Annotated in this window: 18 protein-coding genes and 1 riboswitch; of the genes, 11 read left to right on the forward strand and 7 right to left on the reverse strand. The window is 72.0% G+C overall.

The window, feature by feature from the left end; genetic code table 11:
- Window positions 1-67: 67 nt before the first annotated feature.
- From KO717_RS29785 to KO717_RS29800, 4 genes are all read right to left on the reverse strand, one after another.
- Window positions 68-661: a hypothetical protein gene (locus tag KO717_RS29785; protein WP_301372441.1), complete on the reverse strand. Its 594-nt coding sequence runs from the start codon at window positions 659-661 to the stop codon at window positions 68-70.
- Window positions 662-710: 49 nt separating this feature from the next.
- Window positions 711-1352: a DUF5995 family protein gene (locus KO717_RS29790; protein ID WP_301372442.1), complete on the reverse strand. Its 642-nt coding sequence runs from the start codon at window positions 1350-1352 to the stop codon at window positions 711-713.
- A gap of 75 nt (window positions 1353-1427) precedes the next feature.
- On the reverse strand, window positions 1428-2825 hold the full coding sequence (locus KO717_RS29795) for a uracil-xanthine permease family protein (RefSeq protein ID WP_301372443.1): 1398 nt from the start codon (window positions 2823-2825) through the stop codon (window positions 1428-1430).
- A gap of 81 nt (window positions 2826-2906) precedes the next feature.
- The gene (locus KO717_RS29800; RefSeq protein WP_301372444.1) at window positions 2907-4154 is read right to left on the reverse strand and encodes an MFS transporter; all 1248 of its coding nucleotides are present in this window, start codon (window positions 4152-4154) and stop codon (window positions 2907-2909) included.
- Window positions 4155-4209: 55 nt separating this feature from the next.
- Here KO717_RS29800 and KO717_RS29805 point away from each other — a divergent pair, with 55 nt between their 5' ends.
- Entirely contained in the window at window positions 4210-5367 is a 1158-nt protein-coding gene (locus KO717_RS29805) for an ROK family transcriptional regulator (RefSeq protein WP_301372445.1), read from the forward strand.
- 1156 nt (window positions 5368-6523) lie between these two features.
- On the opposite strand, the gene KO717_RS29810 is transcribed toward KO717_RS29805, so the two are convergent.
- From KO717_RS29810 to KO717_RS29820, 3 genes are all read right to left on the reverse strand, one after another.
- Window positions 6524-7279 (reverse strand): SDR family oxidoreductase, encoded by a 756-nt coding sequence (locus KO717_RS29810; protein ID WP_301372446.1) that lies wholly within the window; start codon window positions 7277-7279, stop codon window positions 6524-6526.
- Between the two features lie 53 nt (window positions 7280-7332).
- Window positions 7333-8232 carry an RNA polymerase sigma-70 factor gene (locus tag KO717_RS29815; protein WP_301372447.1) on the reverse strand — a complete coding sequence of 300 codons (900 nt, stop codon included), beginning with the start codon at window positions 8230-8232 and terminating at the stop codon, window positions 7333-7335.
- Between the two features lie 101 nt (window positions 8233-8333).
- A complete protein-coding gene (locus KO717_RS29820) occupies window positions 8334-10709 on the reverse strand; it encodes a chitinase C-terminal domain-containing protein (protein WP_301372448.1) in 2376 nt (791 codons plus the stop codon).
- A gap of 286 nt (window positions 10710-10995) precedes the next feature.
- Window positions 10996-11126, forward strand: a riboswitch (FMN riboswitch).
- A gap of 149 nt (window positions 11127-11275) precedes the next feature.
- Between KO717_RS29820 and ribD the strand changes: the two genes are divergently transcribed.
- The 10 genes from ribD (at window position 11276) to KO717_RS29870 (ending at window position 19951) form a co-directional block, all read left to right on the forward strand.
- Window positions 11276-12421 (forward strand): bifunctional diaminohydroxyphosphoribosylaminopyrimidine deaminase/5-amino-6-(5-phosphoribosylamino)uracil reductase RibD, encoded by a 1146-nt coding sequence (ribD, locus tag KO717_RS29825; RefSeq protein WP_437184594.1) that lies wholly within the window; start codon window positions 11276-11278, stop codon window positions 12419-12421.
- Window positions 12422-13045: a riboflavin synthase gene (locus tag KO717_RS29830; RefSeq protein ID WP_301372449.1), complete on the forward strand. Its 624-nt coding sequence runs from the start codon at window positions 12422-12424 to the stop codon at window positions 13043-13045.
- Complete coding sequence (locus KO717_RS29835) at window positions 13042-13695, forward strand: nicotinamide mononucleotide transporter family protein (RefSeq protein ID WP_301372450.1); 654 nt, start codon at window positions 13042-13044, stop codon at window positions 13693-13695. The genes KO717_RS29830 and KO717_RS29835 overlap by 4 nt, the downstream gene beginning before the upstream one ends.
- Window positions 13692-14981: a bifunctional 3,4-dihydroxy-2-butanone-4-phosphate synthase/GTP cyclohydrolase II gene (locus KO717_RS29840; RefSeq protein WP_301372451.1), complete on the forward strand. Its 1290-nt coding sequence runs from the start codon at window positions 13692-13694 to the stop codon at window positions 14979-14981. The genes KO717_RS29835 and KO717_RS29840 overlap by 4 nt, the downstream gene beginning before the upstream one ends.
- A gap of 75 nt (window positions 14982-15056) precedes the next feature.
- Window positions 15057-15542: a 6,7-dimethyl-8-ribityllumazine synthase gene (gene ribH / locus KO717_RS29845; RefSeq protein WP_007262951.1), complete on the forward strand. Its 486-nt coding sequence runs from the start codon at window positions 15057-15059 to the stop codon at window positions 15540-15542.
- A gap of 35 nt (window positions 15543-15577) precedes the next feature.
- The gene (locus KO717_RS29850) at window positions 15578-15859 is read left to right on the forward strand and encodes a phosphoribosyl-ATP diphosphatase (protein ID WP_030774590.1); all 282 of its coding nucleotides are present in this window, start codon (window positions 15578-15580) and stop codon (window positions 15857-15859) included.
- 55 nt (window positions 15860-15914) lie between these two features.
- A complete protein-coding gene (hisG, locus tag KO717_RS29855; protein ID WP_301372455.1) occupies window positions 15915-16763 on the forward strand; it encodes an ATP phosphoribosyltransferase in 849 nt (282 codons plus the stop codon).
- A gap of 76 nt (window positions 16764-16839) precedes the next feature.
- Window positions 16840-17304 carry a PH domain-containing protein gene (locus KO717_RS29860; RefSeq protein WP_301372456.1) on the forward strand — a complete coding sequence of 155 codons (465 nt, stop codon included), beginning with the start codon at window positions 16840-16842 and terminating at the stop codon, window positions 17302-17304.
- A 200-nt stretch (window positions 17305-17504) separates the two neighbouring features.
- Window positions 17505-18911, forward strand: coding sequence for a hemolysin family protein (locus KO717_RS29865; RefSeq protein WP_301372458.1), 1407 nt, complete (start codon window positions 17505-17507; stop codon window positions 18909-18911).
- Window positions 18908-19951 carry a hemolysin family protein gene (locus tag KO717_RS29870; RefSeq protein ID WP_301372459.1) on the forward strand — a complete coding sequence of 348 codons (1044 nt, stop codon included), beginning with the start codon at window positions 18908-18910 and terminating at the stop codon, window positions 19949-19951. The genes KO717_RS29865 and KO717_RS29870 overlap by 4 nt, the downstream gene beginning before the upstream one ends.
- The last annotated feature ends 452 nt before the right edge of the window (window positions 19952-20403 follow it).

Here is a 20403-nt window from a genome sequence, read left to right on the forward strand (position 1 = left end):
CCCCAGGCCACGGGCCGTCCCCGCGTGAGCAGCGCGGGGACGGCCCGTTCTCATGTCCGGGATCCGGTCAGCACTGCCAGAGCAGCGCGGCCCGCCCGCAGGGGGCGCACACGTGGACGTAGGCCCGTCCCGAGCCGAAGTTCATGGCGGTGGTGGGCTCCGGCCCCTCCCGCAGGCCCGCCACGAAGTCCATCGGCCGCGCGCAGCCGGGGCAGCCGGGCGTCTCGTCGTCCTGGAGCCAGTCCGGTTCGCCGCCGAGCGAGCCGAGGACCGCCCGCCCGTCCGGCGCGGTGCCGTCCGGCGACGCCGGGACGGGAACGGCCGCGCGGACGGCGCCCAGCCCGAGGACGTCCTCGTCCGCGTCGGGCGCCGGTACGGACACCAGGCCCCCGGCGGGCAGCAGCAAGGCCAGGTTGCCGCCGGCGGCCGGGCTCCACTGCTCGCACCGCCCCGGCCGGTGGGCGCACATGAACAGGCTCAGCACGCCGGGCCCCGCAGGAGTCCCGTCGCCGAGCACGATCTGGGCGAGGAACTGCAGCGGTCCCGCACACACGCGGCACACCGGCCACACGGTCCCGGCGGGCGCCGTCGGCACCCCGCCGGTCCGGCTGACCAGGGCGTCCGGGGCGACCGGGCCGCCGTCGAGGAGAAGCGTCGTCATACGGCGAACCTATCCGGCGGCCCGCGACGACCCGGGGGCGGCGGGTGTCTCAGCCCCGCGGGGTCAGCAGGCAGCGGCCGACCAGGCCCACGCCCGCGTCGAGGGAGTCCGTGAACTCCTCGGCCAGTTCCGGCGCCCGGCGCAGCGTCCACAGCAGCCGGGCCGCCGACCAGGCCCCGGCGCGGGCACGCTCCAGGCTCCACGAGCCGACCAGGTGGGTCAGCGGGTCGGCGATCTCCAACAGGTCCGGGCCCGGCATCAGGTCCTCCCGGATGTGCTCCTCCAGGGAGACCAGTGTGTCGCCGACCCGGTCGAAGTCCGCCTCCAGGGCCCGCGGTTCACAGTCCAGTTCACCGCACGTGGCCACCACCGCCAGCGCCAGGTCATGGCCGATGTGCGCGTTGATCCCGGCCAGCGCGTGCTGCAGCGGGCGGATCCCGGGGTGGCGGCGGTACTGCAGCAGCGGACGCCAGCAGGCCGGGGCCCGCTCCGCCTCCACCGCCGTCAGGTACCGCTCCGCGAACCGCACGCTGAGCGTCTCCGCCCGGCGGGGCACCGGGAAGGCGCCGTGCTCGATCCGCCGGTGCAGGGTCTCCGTCACCGTCAGGTAGACCCGGTTGAAGACGGCGACACCGTCCTGCGGCGGGAGCCGCTCCTCCAGGGCGCGCATCCGCGCCAGCACCGCTTCCATGGGGGCAGAGTCGCAGGCGCCGACGCGGATCCGGGGAACTTGGCCGTACGCTTCCCCGGTTCGGGCGAAACCCCGTCAACGGGGCTTGTCCTGGCCGTCCCCGGGGCCCTCGTCGTAGGCGGAGGTGCCCGCGTCGAGCAGGGGCTCCTGCTTGAGGTGCGCCGGGGCGAGGTACCGCAGTGCGTGGTAGCCGGTGATCACCACGATCGTGCCCAGCGCGATGCCGCCCAGCTCGAAGGTGTCGGTGATCTGTAGCTTCACGCCGCCGATGCCGATGATGATGCCCGCCGCGGCCGGCACCAGGTTCAGCGGATTGCGCAGGTCCACCCCGCCGTTGATCCAGATCTGCGCGCCGAGCAGGCCGATCATCCCGTAGAGGATGACCGTGATGCCGCCGAGCACCCCGCCCGGGATCGCGGCGACGATCGCACCGAACTTGGGGCACAGCCCGAAGAGCAGCGCGAAGCCCGCGGCCGCCCAGTAGGCCGCCGTGGAGTAGACCCGGGTGGCCGCCATGACCCCGATGTTCTCGGAGTAGGTGGTGTTCGGCGGGCCGCCCACCGCCGTGGACAGCATGGACGCGGCGCCGTCCGCCGCGATCGCCGTGCCCAGCTTGTCGTCGAGCGGATCGCCGGTCATCTCGCCCACGGCCTTGATGTGGCCGGCGTTCTCGGCGATCAGCGCGATCACCACCGGCAGGGCGATCAGGATCGCCGACCACTCGAACGCGGGTGCGTGGAAGGACGGAAACCCGATCCAGTCGGCCTTGGCCACCGCGGAGAGGTCGAGCCGCCAGTGGTCGACGGCCGCCTCCCCGCCCAGCGTGGTGTGGATCTTCCCGAAGAGCAGGTCGGAGAGCCAGGAGATCCCGTACCCGAAGAGCAGACCGAGGAAGATCGCGATGCGCGACCAGAAACCGCGCAGACAGACCACGGCCGCCCCCGTGAACAGCATCGTCAGCAGCGCCGTCCACTGGTCCTGCGGCCAGTACGTGCTCGCCGTCACCGGCGCCAGGTTGAAGCCGATCAGCATCACCACCGCGCCCGTCACGATGGGCGGCATCGCCGTGTGGATCACACGGGCGCCGAACCGCTGGACCACCAGTCCTGCCAGGAACAGCGCCACGCCCACGACGAAGACGGCGCCCGTGACCACCGCACTGTCCCCGCCCGCGGCCCGGATGGCCGCCGCGACACCGACGAAGGACAGCGAGCAGCCCAGGTACGACGGGACCCGGCCGCGCGTCGCGAGGAGGAAGATCACCGTCGCGACACCGGACATCATGATGGCCAGGTTCGGATCCAGGCCCATCAGGACCGGAGCGACGAAACTCGCGCCGAACATCGCCACGACGTGCTGCGCGCCCAGCCCGGCGGTCCGCGGCCACGACAGACGCTCCTCCGGCCGGACCACCGCCCCGGGGGCGGGGGTCCGCCCGTCTCCGTGCAGGGTCCAGCCCACACCGAGGCCCATGTTCCACTCCGTTTCTCCGGCTGCTGCTCACACATCGAGGCCGCAGCGCACGGGTACGTGCCGCTGCGGCCGGTCGACATGTTACGGCCGGGTTTGGGCAGGTTCGTCGAGGCCGGTGGGGCCGGACTTCGCCGTCCCCCCACCGAGATCGCCCCCAGCCTGCCCCACCGGCGGCCCCTGGCGCAGTACCGCGGCACCCGCGATCAGCGCGAACGCCAGCAGGGTGACCAGCCCGAAGGACACCACCAGCGAGGTCGCGTCCGCCACCGCGCCGATCGCCGACGGGGCGATCAGCCCCGAGGTGTACGTGATCGTCGCGACACCCGCGATGGCCTGCGCCGGGGCCGGCCCGCTGCGCCCCGCCGCCGCGAAGGCCAGCGGCACCACCACCGCGATCCCGAGCCCGATCAGCCCGAACCCGGCCAGCGCGCCCGCCGGATGGCGGACCCCGACCACCAGCAGACCGCCCGCGGTGGCCACCACTCCGCCCGCCCGTACCGTGCGCACCGCCCCGAACCGGTCCACCACCCGGTCCCCGACCAGCCGGGCCAGGGCCATGGTGAGCGCGAAGGCGGTGGTGGAGGCCGCCGCCAGACCCGCGTCCGTGTGCAGGACGTCCCGCAGGTAGACCGCCGACCAGTCCAGGCTCGCGCCCTCGGCGAAGACCGCGCAGAACCCGACGGCCCCGATCAGCAGCGCCGACTTCGGCGGCAGCGCGAAGTGCGGCGGCGCCTGCGCCCCCTGGTCGGCCCTCAGGTCCAGCACGCCCTGTACGGCGAACAGCCCGACCGCCGTCAGGACCAGCGCGGCGACCAGGTGGTGCAGCCGGGCGTCCGCCCCGGCGTGCGCGGCGACGGTACCCGCGGCCGAGCCGAGCAGCGCACCTACGCTCCACATGCCGTGCAGCGAGGACATGATCGAGCGGCCCAGCCGGTTCTCCGTCTCCACGCCCAGCGCGTTCATCGCCACGTCCGACATGCCGGCGGTGGCCCCGTAGACGAAGAGCGCGAAGCAGAGGGTGGGCAGGTTCGGGGCGACGCTCGGCAGGATCAGCGAGAGGGTCCAGAGCGAGAGCAGGGCCCGCAGTGCCGCGCGTGCTCCGAGCCAGTGGTTGATCCGGCCCGCCAGCGGCATCGCGAGGGCGGCGCCCACGGCGGGGGCGGCCAGGGCCAGGCCCAGGGTGCCCGCGCTGAGCTGGGCGTGCTCCTGGATCCAGGGGATCCGTGTGGCGAAGGAGCCGGTGACGGCACCGTGGGTGCAGAAGACGGCGGCGATGGCGTAGCGGGCATGGCGCAGGCGCGCCGGGCTGAGGTCGGTGTCCCCGGTCATGACGATTAAACTATCAGGGACCCTGCCTGATAGATAATGGGCCCGACTCCCTAGGATGGGCTCCGTGACTCCTGCCCCCACCACCACCCCGGCACCGTCCCCCGCCTCGCCCAGCACGGCCCGGGCCATCAACGACCGCCTCGCCCTGCAACTCCTCCAGGAATCAGGCCCGCTGACGGCCACCCAGCTCAAGACCATGACCGGCCTCTCCCGCCCCTCGGTCGCCGACCTCGTCGACCGGCTCACCGAAGCCGGACTCGTCGAAGTAGCCGGCGAATCCGGCGAACAGCGACGCGGCCCCAACGCCAAGCTGTACGGGATCGTCGCCGACCGTGCCCACCTGGCCGCCCTCGACGTGCGCACCGACCGGGTCACCGCCGTCGTCACCGACCTCCTGGGCCGCCCCCTCGCCGAAGCCGCCCTGCCCGTCGGCGCCCCCGAGGACGCGGTGGCCGCCCTGCTGCGCACCGCACGCGAAGCCGGCGCCGCCGAGCTGCACACCGTCGTCATAGGCGCCCCGGGCCTGGTCGCCCCGGCCACCGGCGAACTCCGCGACACCAGCGGCCTCCCGGCCTGGCACCGGGACCTGGTCACCGCCCTGCAGCGCAGCCTGCCCGCCGCGGTCGTCGTCGAGAACGAGACCAACCTGGCCGCCCTCGCCGAGCAGCGCCTGGGCGTGGCCCGCGACCTGGACTCCTTCGTCCTGCTGTGGCTCGGCGCGGGCGTGGGCGCGGCCGTGGTCCTGGACGGCCGGCTGCGCCGGGGCGCCTCCGGCGGCGCGGGCGAGATCGGCTTCCTCCCGGTCCCGGGCACCGCCGGCCTGCCGTCGGCCGAGGACTGCGCGGGCGGGTTCCACGCCCTGGTGGGCCGCGAAGCCGTGACCGCGCTGGCGCGCGCCCACGGCTTCGCGGGCCCGGCGGAGGAGGCCGTGGCCGGAGCCGCGGGGGAGGCCTTCCTCGAAGCCCTGGCCGAACGGCTCGCGCTGGGCGCGGCGGCGGCCGCGGCGATCCTGGACCCGGGCTGCGTGGTCCTGGCGGGAGAACTGGGCCGCGCGGGCGGCCCCGCCCTGGCCGCCCGGGTCGCCCACCGAGTGGCGAAACTGACCCCGGTCCCGACGGAGATCCGCGCCACGACCCTGGGCGACCCGGCGGTCCTGGCGGGAGCCGAACTGGCGGCGCGGGAGGCCGCGCAGGCGGTGCTGTTCGGGGGGTAGGGCGGGGCGGGGGCTTCGGGGGGGCGGGAGCCGGTCGGTCGGGGCCGGATGGTGCGGCGGGGGTGTGGGTAGTCGGGATCTGCTCGACCCGAATCAGGGAAGCGTATGGGGGTTTCCCGTCAGTCCCATCGTCCCTCCGTGTCGGGCCGGTCCCTCAAGGGCGCTCCTTCGTCGCGTCGCTCCGCGATGGCCTGCGGCCACCCTTGACCGACCGTCCCGCCCCGGAGAAACGAAAGACTGCCGGGAAGCCCCCAAAGGAACGGGCCGGGAGTTCAAGGATGAGGACGGGGCGGCCAGAGAAGCGCGACCCGGTCGGGCGCGAAGAGCCACGTCCGAGAGACGGGGCCCATCACAGACCAGCGCCCGTGTCGGGGGAAGCGCATCCAATCGCTACGCGCTCCTCATCTCTCAGCGTCCGACGACCGTCTGGGGCTGGACATAGGCCGCCCAAGACCCGTAGGCGCTCCCCATGGGGGGCGTCTGACGGCCGGCTGGGGTGAAGAGGGCTGGGACAGCGGCTATTCCGTCGTGGATGCGGGTCAGGGCCGGTGGGCGGTCAGAAAGGCCGACAGATTGCCCCAATTGCCCCCATCTATCCGTGAGTTTGGGGGTGATGCTCGCGTTGACCCGGTTCTACGACGGAATGGCCGAGGTGTGGGCCCCTGGCGGCCGTCGGTCGCGGTCAGGGGGAGGCGGGTAGCGATCTGGGGCGGCTATGTCCAGCCCCGGACGGTCGTCGGACGCTGAGAGATGAGGAGCGCGTAGCGATCGGGCGCGCTTCCCCCGACCGGCGACCGGTCGGATGGCCCCGTCTCCAGGACGCGCCCACCGGGATCTCCTCGCGCTTCTCTGATGTCCCCGTCCTGATCCTTGATCCCCCGGCCCGTTCCTTTGGGGGTTTCCCGGCTGTCTTCGTATGTCCGGGGCGGGACGGTCGGTCAAGGGTGGCCGCAGGCCATCGCGAAGCGACGCGACGACGAAGGAGGAGCGCCCTTGAGGGACCGGCCCGAACCGGAGAGACGATGAGACTGACGGGAAACCCCCATACGCCTCCCTGATTCCGCCCGAGCGGCTCCCGCCTACCCACACCCCCGCCGCGCTTCCCTGATCCCGCCCGACTCCCGACTCCCGACCCCCACCCCCGACCTCCCGCCCCCTACCGCCCCCGACCCGCCGCGAACTGCGCGAACGTGAGGTGGCCCACCGCGTGGGACGGGGTCAGGTGGCCGCCGCGCTTGAAGCCCGCGTAGGCCTTGCCCGCCAGGGGGACGGGGACCACCCGGCGGTGGCGGCCCGTCGCGGCCAGGTAGGTGCGGGCCAGGTCCGGCAGGGTGTGGATCTCCGGGCCGCCCATGTCCGGGACCCGGCCCGACGGGGTCGGGACGGCCAGTTCCGCCAGGCGGTCCGCGACCTCGCCTACGGCGATCGGCTGCACCCGCACCCCGCCGGGCATCGGCACCGGCACGAGCGGCAGCTTCGCCGCCGTGTCCACCAGCTGCGCCACCAGGTCGTGGAACTGCGTCGTGCGCAGGATGGTCAGGCCCAGCCCGGACGCCTCCAACAGCCGCTCGACCTTCAGCTTCGTCCGGTAGTAGCCGAGCGGCACCACGTCCACCCCGACGATCGAGATGTAGACGAGGTTGGTGACGGTCCCCGCCCGCCGGGCCGCGTCGACGAGGTGCCGGGTGGCGGTTTCGTCGTCCTTGCCCCCGGCGCGGGTGTTGCTCGCGCAGTGCACGATCACCTCCACGCCCGCCATCGCCGCGTCCAGCCCGCTGCCGTCCCGCAGGTCGACCGGGTAGTGCGGGGCGTGCCGGCTCAGCGCGCGGACCTCGTGGCCCGCGTGCCGGAGCCGGTCCACGACCAGCACGCCGAGGGTGCCGGTGCCGCCGGTGACGAGGATGGTGCTCATGGGGTCCGCCTTTCGCCGATGTGGTTCCTTCGGCAGCGGAGACCGGACGGCCCTCAGGAATGTGACAGCTGCCGCTGGAGGAATTCCAGCTTCTCCGGGTTGAGGACCGTACTGAGCCCGCTGACCAGCCCGTTCTCGAATTCCACCAGAAGAACGGCCGTCTCGCCGAAGAGCAGCGCCGGTACCCCGTTGATCTCCGCGACGCTGACCGGCAGGTCCCCGGCGAACTTCTTGAGCACCCCGATCGCGAACCGGGCCACCTTCTCCCGCCCCAGGATCGGCCGCAGCGCCGCGTTGACCACGCCGCCGCCGTCGGAGACGAACCGGACGTCGGCCGTGAGCAGCCCTTCCAGCCGGGCCAGGTCCCCGCCGCGCGCCGCCGTCATGAAGGTCTCCACGAGGCTCTGCCACCGTTCGGGGTCCGGTGCGAAGCGCGGCTCCGGCGCGGCCGGCCGGTCCGTGGCCACCCGGCCGGCCGCCCGCCGGTAGAGCTGCCGGCAGTTGGCCTCGGTGAGGTCCAGGAGTCCGGCGATCTCCCGGTGGCTGTAGGCGAAGGCCTCGCGCAGGACGTAGACGGCCCGTTCCACCGGCGTGAGCTGCTCCAGCAGCACCAGCAGGGCCATGGATACGCTGTCCCGCTGCTCCGCGGACTCCAGCGGGCCGAGGGCGCCGTCCCCGGTGAGGACGGGCTCCGGGAGCCAGGGGCCGACGTACGCCTCGCGGCGGACCCGCGCCGAGGTGAGGGTGTTGAGGCACAGGTTCGTGACGACCTTGGCGAGCCAGGCGCCGGGGTGCTCGATCTCCTCGCGGTCCGCGGACGCCCAGCGCAGATACGCCTCCTGAACGGTGTCCTCGGCCTCCGCGGCGGACCCGAGCATGCGGTAGGCGATGCCGAACATCCGGGGACGGTTTTCCTCGAAGTCCGCGTCGGACGCGGTGATGTGTGTGATCACCGGTGCAGCGTACGAGGCCGGGTACGGGCGGAACGAGCGAGGACCCGGTGGCCGCCGGGCCACCGGGTCCTCACGTTCACCCATCGGTCAGGGCGCAGGGGTCAGCAGGCGCCCTGGTCCTTCCAGACACCCCATTCACCGGTGGTGCCGGGCTCTTCGTTCTGCGTCCACCACTGGGCCTTCCAGTTGCGGCCCTTGTGGGAGACGACGTTGCCGCTGTTGTAGACGGTGCCCGCCACGTAGGCCGGGTTGGTGCAGGTCCCGCCCGGGGGCGTGGTCGGCGGGGTCGTGGGGGGAGTGGTCGGCGGAGTGGTGGGAGGGGTGGTCGGGGGAGTGGTGGGGGGCTGGGTGCCGCCGCCGGGCTGGACCGTCGTCGTACCGCGGGCCAGGTCGCCGGCGAGGGCGTAGGTGGTGCCGGAGATCTTCACGGTCCAGTTGGAGGGCGTGGACACCGGCAGGTAGTAGTTGAAGGCCAGGTCGACGGAGGCGCCGGGGGCCAGGGTCTGCCAGGCCGGGAGCTTCAGGGAGACCCGTTGGAAGTCGCCCTTCAGGCCGCCGACGTTGGTGCCGGTGTGGCCGCTGCTGATCACGGTCGTGCCGAAGCCGGACTGGTCGGAGGCGTTGTTCGGGGCCGAGGTGCCGTAGTCGAACTGGAACTCGGTGCCGCCGGGCAGCGTGGCGTTCGTGTTGTTGGTGATCTTCAGCTTCGGGGTGAGCGGGTAGTTGGAGTCGCCCAGCTTGAACTCGGTGAACTCCGTCCGGATGTCCACGGCCTGGGTGGGCAGGGCGGTGGTGCCCGCCTTCTTCGCGCCGTAGGGGGAGGCCGACCTGAACTTCTGGTACATCGTGTCGGTGAGCGTGTCGCCCATCTCGTACTGGCCCTTGGCCGCGTTGTACGCGTAGTCGCCCGCGAGCTCCCAGACCATCGTGCCACCGATGCCCTTGTCGATCACGTAGTCGGCCTTGGCGGCCACCGACTGCTCGTCCTCCGTGGAGAGGAAGACCTTCTTCTGCGCGTTCCACAGCCACGGCGCCACCAGGGTGGAGTCGTACTTGCGGACGTAGGTGCCGGTCAGCGTGGTGTTCGCCGGGAAGCCGTACTTGGTGACGTAGTCGCCTACGACGCCCTTCTCCAGGTTCTTGGCGTGCCACATCGGGTTGGAGCCCGCCGGGGACTCGGCCCCGTTGGTGTCCTTGTCGTGCCACAGGTTGTCGATGCCGACCGCGCCGTCGCCGCACTTGGTCAGGCCCGCGCCGGCCGGGCAGGTGGTCGCGGGGGCCTTGCCCCACAGGCCGTCGGTGCCGCCCTGCACGTTCTTGAAGCCGCGGGTGTAGTACGGCAGGCCTATGTTGATCCGGCCGCCCGGCATCGAGCCGCGGAAGTAGTGGTAGGCCCAGTCGGTGTTGAGGTAGCCGATGCCGCCGTACTGGGAGGTGGAGTAGACGCCGGCGGCGGCGAGTTCGCCGTCCTTGCCGTCGTCGAAGAGCGAGGCGTTGGGGCCGACGTACTCGTTCCAGGCGCCGTGCAGGTCGTAGGACATGATGTTGACGTAGTCCAGGTACTTCTGGACCTGGAACGTCTCCATGCCCCGCAGCAGGTAGCCGGAGGAGGGGGCGGCGACGGAGAGCAGGTAGTGCTTGCCGTCGGCGGCGCCGGCGCGGTCGAGCTTCTCGCGCAGGGACTTCATGAGGGCCGCGTAGCCCTGGACGAGACCGGCACGGCGGGCGTTGGCCAGCTGCCAGTCCAGCGGGTTGCCGGCGTCCTTCATGGTGGTCGGGTACTCGTAGTCGATGTCGACGCCGTTGAATCCGTACTTGCGGATGAACTCGACCGAGGAGTCGGCGAAGGTGTCGATGCCGGCCTGGTTGACCGAGCCGTCGGCGTTCGTGGCCATCGAGTAGAAGCCGCCGGAGGCGACCCGGTTGCCGTCGTCACCGAAGTAGCCGCCGGTCTCCGCCCAGCCGCCGACCGAGATCAGCGTCTTGACGTTCGGGTACTGCTTCTTGAACTTCGTCAGCTGGTTGAAGTGGCCCTTGTAGGGGAGGGCCGGGTCCATCTCGGCGCCGGCGACGCCGGGCCAGGTCATCCCGGTGGCGGCGTTGTTCACGCCGTCCGATCCGACGGAGATCTTGTTGTCGGCGCCGACGTGGGCGAAGGCGTAGTTCAGGTGGGTGACCTTGGACCACGGGATGTTGTTGGCGAGGTAGGCGGGTGCGCCGTCCTTGCCGGTGCGCCAGCCGGTGAAATATCCGATGACGCGGCGCTGGTGGTCGGCGCCCATCTTCTCCCGGCCTTCGGTGTCGTAGACCGAGCAGTAGGGGACGTCGACGCCGGCGGTCTTGTACAGCCCGTCGGGGCGACAGCCCTCGTTGTCGGCCGCGTGCGAGACGCCCGCCGAGAGCCCGCCCACCAGGAGTCCGGCGATCGCTGCGCCGGATGCCAGGAGCATCGCTCTCGTACGTGTGGGGGACGGCATTGTGCCTCCTGGGGAGGGGAGGATGCAGGACACAACTGGACACAACATGAAGCAACAGGTGTGGCGCAGAAGAGTGTTGGCCCGTGACGTGCGCACATCTGACGGGCCGTTCCCGGAAGATGAAGGGAACGTTAAGAGGACTAGACCACCCCGTCAATAGGTCTGGACCAACCCCGCCCGACTTGACAAAGTCCGCATCGGCGGTCACCTCTTTGTGAGCCAGACCACACCACATCACCCGCATGGCGCCCGATCACCCGTGGCAGACTGGCTGGAGTACCAGTAGCAGCGCACTCCGGGGTCGGTGTAATTCCGAACCGGCGGTTATAGTCCGCGACCCGTCCGCAGCCAGCGGCCGGTTGACCAGGTGAGATTCCTGGACCGACGGTTAAAGTCCGGATGGGAGGCAGTGCGCGGCGGGCCAGTCACCGGTACGCCGCCGTCGGCGGTTCGTCGGCATATCCCTGCGGATGTGCCTGGTCGAACCGTTTTCCCGGCCTCGGCGTCCCCTGTGCGCTGTACCGCTTCATCTGTCGTATCCCGACAGGCCCCGGAGTCCGTGCCCGATGAGGCAGGAGGACCCGGTGGCGACACACGCCGCGCACGCAGCACCCGACGCGGACACCCGTGCCATGCGCCGAGCGATCGAGCTCGCGGCCCGTGGACTCGGCTCCACCAGCCCCAACCCGGTCGTCGGCTGCGTCATCACCGACGCCGCGGGCGAGATCGTCGGCGAGGGCTGGCACGTGCGGGCCGGCGGCCCGCACGCCGAGGTCCACGCCCTGCGCGCGGCAGGCGAGGCCGCCCGTGGTGGCACCGCCTACGTCACCCTCGAACCCTGCAACCACACAGGCCGTACGGGGCCCTGCGCCCAGGCCCTCGCAGACGCCGGGATCGCCCGCGTGGTCTACGCCGTCTCCGACCCGAACCCGCAGGCCAGCGGTGGTGCCACCACCCTGCGCGCGGCCGGGATCGACACCACGGCCGGGCTCCTCGCGGACGAGGCCGAGGCGGGCAACGCCGCCTGGCTGACCTCCGTACGCCTGGGCCGGCCGCACGTCACCTGGAAGTACGCCGCCACCCTCGACGGCCGCAGCGCCGCCGCCGACGGCAGCAGCCGCTGGATCAGCTCCGCCGAGTCCCGGGCCGACGTCCACCGGCTGCGCGCCGAGAGCGACGCCGTCCTCGTCGGCGGCGGCACCCTGCGCGCCGACGATCCGCACCTCGCCGTCCGCGGCGTGGAGGACGCCACGCAGCCCCTGCGGATCGCCCTCGACACCCGCGCCGCGCTCCGGCCGACCGCCCGCATCCTCGACGACGCCGCGCCCACCCTGCTCGTCGTCGGCGAGGACGCCGACACCCGGCACCTGCCCGGCGTCGAACTGCTCCGGCTGCCCCTGCACGACGGCCGCATCGGCATCCACGACCTCCTCACCCACCTGTTCCGGCGCGGCGTGCGCTCCGTCCTGCTGGAAGGCGGGCCCACGCTGGCCGGCGCCTTCCTCGAAGGCGGCGCCGTCGACCGCGTCGTCGGCTACATCGCCCCGGCCCTGCTCGGCGCCGGCCCCGCGGCCCTCGCCGACGCCGGGATCAAGAACATCTCCGCTGCGCAGCGCCTCGACATCACCGAGGCCGTCCGCGTCGGCCCCGATCTCCGCATCACCGCAGTTCCCGTCACCGCCACCGCCACCACCGCCACCAAGGAGCACTGAGTGTTCACCGGAATCGTCGAAGAACTGGGCGAGGTCACCGCTGTCGAGCAGCTCGAGGAAGCCTCCCGCTTCCGGCTGCGCGGCCCCCTCGTCACCGAAGGCGCCAAGCACGGTGACTCCATCGCGGTCAACGGCGTATGCCTCACCGTCGTGGAGACCGCGGACGGCGAGTTCACCGCCGACGTCATGCAGGAGACCCTGAACCGCTCCAGCCTCGGCGCCCTGACCAAGGGCTCCCGGGTCAACCTGGAGCGCCCGATGGCCCTCGGCGGACGGCTCGGCGGCCACCTGGTCCAGGGGCACGTGGACGGCACCGGCGAGATCATCTCCCGGACCCCCTCCGAGCACTGGGAGATCGTCAAGGTCGCCCTTCCCGCGAACCTCTCCCGCTACGTCGTCGAGAAGGGCTCCATCACGGTCGACGGCGTCAGCCTCACCGTGGTCGAGGCCGCCGCCGACTGGTTCACCATCAGCCTCATCCCCACCACGCTCGCGCTGACCACGCTCGGCATCAAGCAGAGCGGCGACCCGGTCAACCTGGAGGTCGACGTCCTCGCGAAGTACGTCGAGCGCCTGCTGGCCGCCGGCGTGAACCCGCTCCACGCGACGGGAGACGACCGGTGAGCGCCCTGACCTGGCTCAACGCGGAGGCCTTCACCGTCTTCGGCCAGAAGGTCATCTGGTCCGACATGATCGGCAACCTGATGGGCCTCGCCGCGCTCGCGCTCGGCTGGCGCCGCTCCATATGGACCTGGCCCGCCCAGCTCCTCTCCGGCCTGATCCTCATCGCCGCCTACGCCTCCGCCCACCTCGCCGGCGGCGTCGGCAAGCAGCTCCTCGTCATCGGCGTGGCCGTGTGGGGCTGGCGCGCCTGGCAGCTCGGGCGCCAGAAGGCCCAGGACGGCTCCATCGCCGTGCGCACCGCCACCTGGAAGGAGCGCGGACTGCTCCTGGCCGGCGCGGCACTGGGCACCCTCGCCGTCGGCGGCCTCTTCACGCTCTTCCCGAACCTGTCGTGGAGCCCGTGGGCCGACGCGTACATCTTCGTCGGCACCATCGTCGCGATGGTCGCCCAGGCCCGCGGCCTCGTCGAGTTCTGGTTCGCCTGGCTCCTCGTCGACCTGGTCGGCGTCCCCCTCGCCTTCAACAACGGACTGGCCTTCTCCGGCCTCGTCTACGTCGTGTACTTCGCCCTCGTGCTGTGGGGCGCCTACGACTGGTACCAGCGTTCTCGCACCAACCCCGCCCAGGCCCTGGAAGGAGCAACGGCATGACCACCCTCAAGCCCGTGCCCGACATCCCCGAAGAGACCTTCCGCCTCGACCCCGTCGAGCAGGCCATCCGCGACATCGCGGCGGGCCGCCCCGTCGTCGTCGTCGACGACGAGGACCGCGAGAACGAGGGCGACCTCGTCATCGCCGCCGAGAAGGCCACCCCCGAGATCGTCGCCTTCATGATGAGCGAGTGCCGCGGCCTGATCTGCGCCCCCATGGAGGGCCCCGAGCTGGACCGGCTCGAACTCCCGCAGATGGTCCAGCACAACACCGAGTCGATGAAGACCGCCTTCACCGTCTCCGTCGACGCGAGCGCCGCCCACGGCGTCTCCACCGGCATCTCGGCCGCTGACCGGGCCACCACCCTGCGCCTGCTCGCCGACGGGGTCTCCGAGCCCGGTGACTTCGTCCGCCCCGGCCACATCTTCCCGCTGCGCGCCAAGCCCGGCGGCGTCCTGGTCCGCAACGGCCACACCGAGGCCGCCGTGGACCTCGCCCGCCTCGCGGGCCTGCGCCCGGCCGGCGCCATCGTGGAGATCGCCGGCGAGGACGGCGTCATGCTGCGCCTGCCCGAGCTGATCCCCTTCGCCCGCAAGCACGGCCTGACGATCATCTCCATCGAGGACCTGATCGCCTACCGCCGCTCCGCCGAGCCCACCGTGCGCCGCGAGGCCGAGGTCAGCCTGCCGACCGCCTTCGGCGAGTTCACCGCGTACGGCTACCGCTCCACCGTCGACGGGGTCGAGCACGTCGCCCTCGTCCACGGCGAGATCGGCGACGGCACCGACATGCTGGTCCGCATGCACTCCGAGTGCCTGACCGGCGACATCTTCGCCTCCCAGCGCTGCGACTGCGGTCCCCAGCTGCACGCCTCCATGGAACGCATCAAGACCGAGGGCCGCGGCATCGTCGTCTACCTGCGCGGCCACGAGGGCCGCGGCATCGGACTCCTGTCCAAGCTGCGCGCGTACGAGCTCCAGGAGCGCGGCCGCGACACCCTCGACGCCAACCTGGAGCTCGGCCTGCCCGCCGACGCCCGCGACTACGGCGCCGGCGCCCAGATCCTCGCCGACCTCGGCGTGCACGACGTCCGGCTGATGACCAACAACCCCGAGAAGTCCGAAGCCCTCGTCCGGCACGGCATCACGGTCACCAGCCGGGAGTCGATGCCGGTGGAGGCCGGCGAGCACAATCTGCGGTACCTGCGCACCAAGCGGGACCGGATGGGCCACGACCTGCCCTGGCTGGACGGGCCCGTGACCACCTCCGCCTGCGGCAACCAGTAGGCACGCACCACCACCCGTACACACGTCCACACCCACCCCACCCCACCCCACCACGAACCACCGAGGAGCAGAGCTGTGAGCGGCAAGGGCGCACCCGAACTGAGCGTGAAGAACTGCGGAGACCTCCGAGTCGCCGTGATCGCGGCCCAGTGGCACGAGAAGGTCATGGACGGACTGGTCGACGGAGCCCTGCGGGCCCTGCACGAGCTGGGCATCGACGAGCCCACCCTGCTCCGGGTCCCCGGCAGCTTCGAGCTCCCGGTCGTGGCGAAGGTACTGGCCGGTCGCGGTTACGATGCCATCGTCGCCCTCGGAGTGGTCATCCGCGGCGGCACCCCGCACTTCGACTACGTCTGCCAGGGCGTCACCCAGGGCCTGGTACAGGTGTCGATCGACACCGGAGTCCCCGTCGGCTTCGGAGTACTGACCTGCGACAACGACGAGCAGGCGCTGGACCGCGCCGGGCTCGAGGGGTCGAACGAGGACAAGGGGCACGAAGCGGTCACCGCCGCCGTCTCCACCGCCATGACCCTGCGCACCGTCAGCGAACCCTGGCGCTGAGTGGCGACGGGGAACCCCGTATTCTGAGGACCATCATGGCTGACAAGACCCCCAAGACCTTCGAGGAGCTCTTCACCGAGCTCCAGCGCAAGGCCGCCGAAGGCGACCCCAGCACCTCCCGCACCGCCGAGCTCGTCCACAAGGGCGTCCATGCCATCGGCAAGAAGGTCGTCGAGGAGGCCGCCGAGGTCTGGATGGCCGCCGAGTACGAGGGCAAGGAAGCCGCCGCCGAGGAGATCTCCCAGCTGCTCTACCACGTCCAGGTGATGATGGTGGCGCGCGGGATCTCCCTCGACGACGTCTACGCCCACCTCTGAGTCCGGCACGCACACCCGCCCGTAATCCCGTAATCCACGCACCAAAGGAAGCCCCATGCTGCGCATCGCCGTCCCCAACAAGGGTTCACTCTCCGGACCGGCGTCGGCGATGCTCCATGAGGCCGGCTACCGGATGCGCAAGGAGTCCAAGGAGCTCGTGGTCGTCGACCCCGAGAACGAGGTGGAGTTCTTCTACCTCCGCCCCAAGGACATCGCGATCTACGTCTCCTCGGGCAAGCTCGACATCGGCATCACCGGCCGCGACCTGCTGCTCGACTCCGGTGCCAGCGCCGAGGAGATCCTGCCGCTGAACTTCGGCCGCTCCACCTTCCGCTACGCCACCACCCCCGGCACGGCGAACGGTCCCGAGGACTTCAGCGGGATGACGATCGCGACCTCGTACGAGGGAATCGTCGCCAAGCACCTCGCCGAGAAGGGCATCGACGCCTCCGTCGTGCACCTCGACGGCGCGGTCGAGACCGCCATCCAGCTCGGCGTCGCCCAGATCATCGCGGACGTCGTCGAGACCGGCACCAGCCTGCGCAACGCCGGCCTGGAGGTCATCGGTGAGCCGATCCTCACCTCCGAGGCCGTCGTCATCCGCGGCAACGGCGCCGACGCCGACGACCCGCAGGTCCAGCAGTTCCTGCGCCGTCTGCAGGGCGTCCTGGTGGCCCGCAGCTACGTGATGATGGACTACGACTGCCGCGCCGAGCACCTGGAGCGCGCGGTCGCCCTCACCCCCGGCCTGGAGTCGCCGACCGTCTCCCCGCTGCACAACGAGGGCTGGGTCGCCGTCCGCGCGATGGTCCCCGCCAAGGAAGCGCAGCGGATCATGGACGACCTGTACGAGCTCGGCGCGCGCGCGATCCTCACCACCTCGATCCACGCCTGCCGCCTCTAGGCCCCGGGATGACCGGCGTGCCGCACCCCGGCACGCCGACCGCCCGCCCCGCACGCCACCTCCAGAAGGCACCACCATGGCCGAGTCCGCCGCCCAGCCCGCCCCACCCACCCTGCCGGTCACCTTCCGGCCGACCCGCACCCGGGTCGTCCTGCTGGGCGTCGGCCTCGCCATGTTCGCCACCATCACGGCGATCGCCCTGCTGCTGGAGAACCTCAGCCCGGGCGAGCGGATCAGCTTCGTCTTCACCGCCGTCCTGCTGAGCTCCGTACTCGTCCTGCTCAGCCGCCCCAAGGTGGTCGCGGACGAGACCGGCGTCACGGTCGTCAACCTGACCAACACCCGCCGCCTGGAGTGGGCCCAGATCCTGCGGGTCAACCTCCGCCCGGGCGACCCGTGGGTGTTCCTCGACCTCAGCGACGGCACCAGCCTGCCCGCCCTCGGCATCCAGCCGGGCATCGCCAAGCAGCAGGCGATCGGCGACGCCCGCGCCCTGCGCGCCCTGGCCGAAACCCACGGAACGGGCACCGGCGACCACTGAGTCGGCCGATCCCCACGGCTGCGTACCGTTGCGGCCGGGATCTCAATGACTACCCTGGTGGCGGGGCGCAGCTGTGCGCCCTCCCATCGGCCCCGGGACCTCGTGGCCCGTGGGCACCTGCGACTTGAGGAGTGACTCCCTCCAGCAATGGACGGATCGTCCGGTAGTACCCGCGCCGCCCTCCCCTCGGAGGCGGCGGCATGACCATCCCGCTACTTCTGCTCGCGGCGGCCTTCGCCCTCATCCTCGCCAACGGTTTCTTCGTCGCCGCCGAGTTCGGCCTCGTCACCGTGGAGCGAGCCGAGGCCGAACGCGCCGCAGCCGACGGAGACCGCCGTGCCCGCACGGTGGTCAAGGCCCTACGGGAGCTGTCCTTCCAGCTCTCCGGCACCCAGCTCGGCATCACCATCACCTCCCTCGTGGTCGGCATGCTCGCCGAGCCCGCCCTCGCCGCACTGCTGGCCGGGCCGCTCGCGGCGACCGGCCTGCCGAAGGGAGCCGTCCCCGGCGTCGCCGTCGTCATCGGCATGCTGCTCGCCTCCGCCGTCCAGATGGTCGTCGGCGAGCTCGTCCCGAAGAACTGGGCGGTCTCCAGGCCGCTGCAGGTGGCCCGCTTCGTCGCCGGCCCCCAGCACGCCTTCTCCCGCGCCTTCCGCCCGGTCATCGCCGGTCTCAACGCCGTGGCCAACCGCCTCGTGCGGGCGCTCGGCGTGGAACCGACCGAGGAGATGGCCTCCGCCCGGACCCCCGGCGAGCTGCTCTCCCTGGTCCGCCATTCGGCCCAGGCCGGCGCCCTCGAACAGGACACCGCCGACCTCTTCGTCCGCACCCTCTCGCTGGGCGAGCTGACGGCCCAGCACGTCATGACCCCCCGGGTGAAGGTCAGCGCCCTGATGCACACGGCCACCGCGGCCGACGTGCTCAACCTGACCCGCGCCACGGGCCTGTCCCGCTTCCCGGTCTACCGCGACCGCATCGACGAGATCACCGGCGTCGTCCACCTCAAGGACGCCCTCGCCGTGCCCGAGTCGGAGCGCGACCGCACGAGCGTGAGCCGGATCTGCGTCGCCCCGCTGCTGGTGCCCGGCTCCCTGCCGGTGCAGCCGTTGCTGGAGCGGCTGCGCAGCGAGCAGCCGATGGCCGTGGTCGTCGACGAGTACGGCGGCACCGCCGGCGTCGTCACCCTGGAGGACATCGTGGAGGAACTCGTCGGCGAGGTCCGCGACGAGCACGACTTCGCCGAGGACGAGACCCCCGAACTGGCCGCCGTACCGGCCGAGGACGGCCGCCCCTCCTGGGATGCCGATGGCAGCTGCCGGGTGCAGACCCTGCGCCGCATAGGACTGGAAGTGCCCGAAGGCCCGTACGAGACCGTCGCCGGCCTCGTCGCCGACCTGCTCGGCCGGATCCCCGCCCCCGGGGACCGCGCGGAACTCCCCGGCTGGAAGCTGTCCGTCCGCCGGGTCGGCCGCAACCGCGCCGAGCGGGTCCGGCTGGTCCGGCTGGCGGCGGTGCCCGCGGCCGGCGCGTACCGGCCCGCGTCCGCGGCCGACGGCGCGGCCGTGCTCGAACCCAAGCAGGCCGAGCTGGAAGGCGCCGCCCGATGAACGCGCTCCAGCTCCTCTTCGCCCTGCTGCTGGTCCTCGCCAACGGTTTCTTCGTCGGCGCCGAGTTCGCGCTCGTCTCCGTACGGCGCAGCCAGATCGAGCCCCTCGCGGCCGACTCCAAGCGGGCCCGCCAGGTGCTCCACGGCCTGGAGAACCTGCCCCGCATGATGGCCGCGGCGCAGTTCGGCATCACGATCTGCTCGCTCACCCTCGGTGCGGTCGCCGAGCCCACCGTGGCCCGGCTGCTGGAGCCCGTCTTCCATGCCGTCCACGTACCGCAGGGCCTGATCCACCCCCTCGGTTACGCGTTCGCGCTCACTGCCGTGGTCTTCCTGCACCTGGTGATCGGCGAGATGGTGCCGAAGAACCTGGCCATGGCCGCCCCGGAGAAGACCGCCCTGTGGTTCAGTCCCGGCCTGGTCGCCTTCGCCCGCCTGTGCGGGCCGGTCACGACCGCGCTCGGCGCCTGCGCCAAGCTCGTCCTGCGGCTCTTCAAGGTGGAGCCCAAGGACGAGGTCGAGGCCGTCTACACCTCCGCCCAGCTGGGCCGGCTCCTCAAGGACTCCCGGCAGGCCGGGCTCCTGGAGCCGGTCGAGCAGGAGCGGCTCGAGGACGCGCTGGAACTGGGCAGCCGCCCCGTCACCGACGTCCTCCTCGGTCCGGACCGGCTGGTCACGGTCGGCCCGGCGGTGACCCCGCGGCAGATCGAGCAGCTGACCGTGCGCACCGGTTACTCCCGTTTCCCCGTCCGTGCCGACAGCGGCGCCTTCATGGGCTACCTGCACGTCAAGGACGTACTGGACCTGGAGGACCGGGAGCGGGCCGTCCCGCAGCGGGTCTGGCGCCGGATGACCACGCTGTGCGCCACCGTCCCGCTGGACGACGCCCTCAGCGTCATGCGCCGGGACGCCACGCACCTCGCGCAGGTCGCGGACCCGGGGGGCCGGGTCCTCGGCCTGGTCGCCCTGGAGGACGTCCTCGAAATGCTCGTCGGCGAGGTCCGCGACCCGGCCCACCGCGGGGCGTTCGCCCGCAGCTAGCCGTCGGCCGCTCCGTCCCCGGGCCCGTGAGGATCCGGGGGCGGAGCGTGCGGGTCCGGACGTCTTGGGCGAAGGCGACGGGACGGAGCCGGGTGTGAAGTAGGTCACTCGGAGCCGGTTCGTGCGCGTCCCGGTGAACCGCGACCGGGTCCCGGCCGTCTTGCTGGCCGGATCGTCGGTTCGGGTACTCGAGTTGGACTTCACGGGTCGCGGCACGGAACACTACGGCCCTGGGGATCTTCTGGTTTCCCGGTCCGGCTCCGGCTGTGGTACCCCCGGGTTGACGCGGGGCCTGGTCACCGTACGTCGGCCGCCTCGCGATCGATCGCGCTCCTGTTCGGCCAGTAGGCCGGAAGGGGCATGATGCCGGTTTGCTAGCGTGTCCGGCGTGGAGTCCCGTCGGCATGCCGGGGACGCGTGTCGACCGGGTGTCCCGGCCGCCGCCCGCTGAC

The sequence above is a fragment of the Streptomyces xanthophaeus genome, assembly GCF_030440515.1.
Lineage (GTDB): Bacteria > Actinomycetota > Actinomycetes > Streptomycetales > Streptomycetaceae > Streptomyces > Streptomyces kutzneri.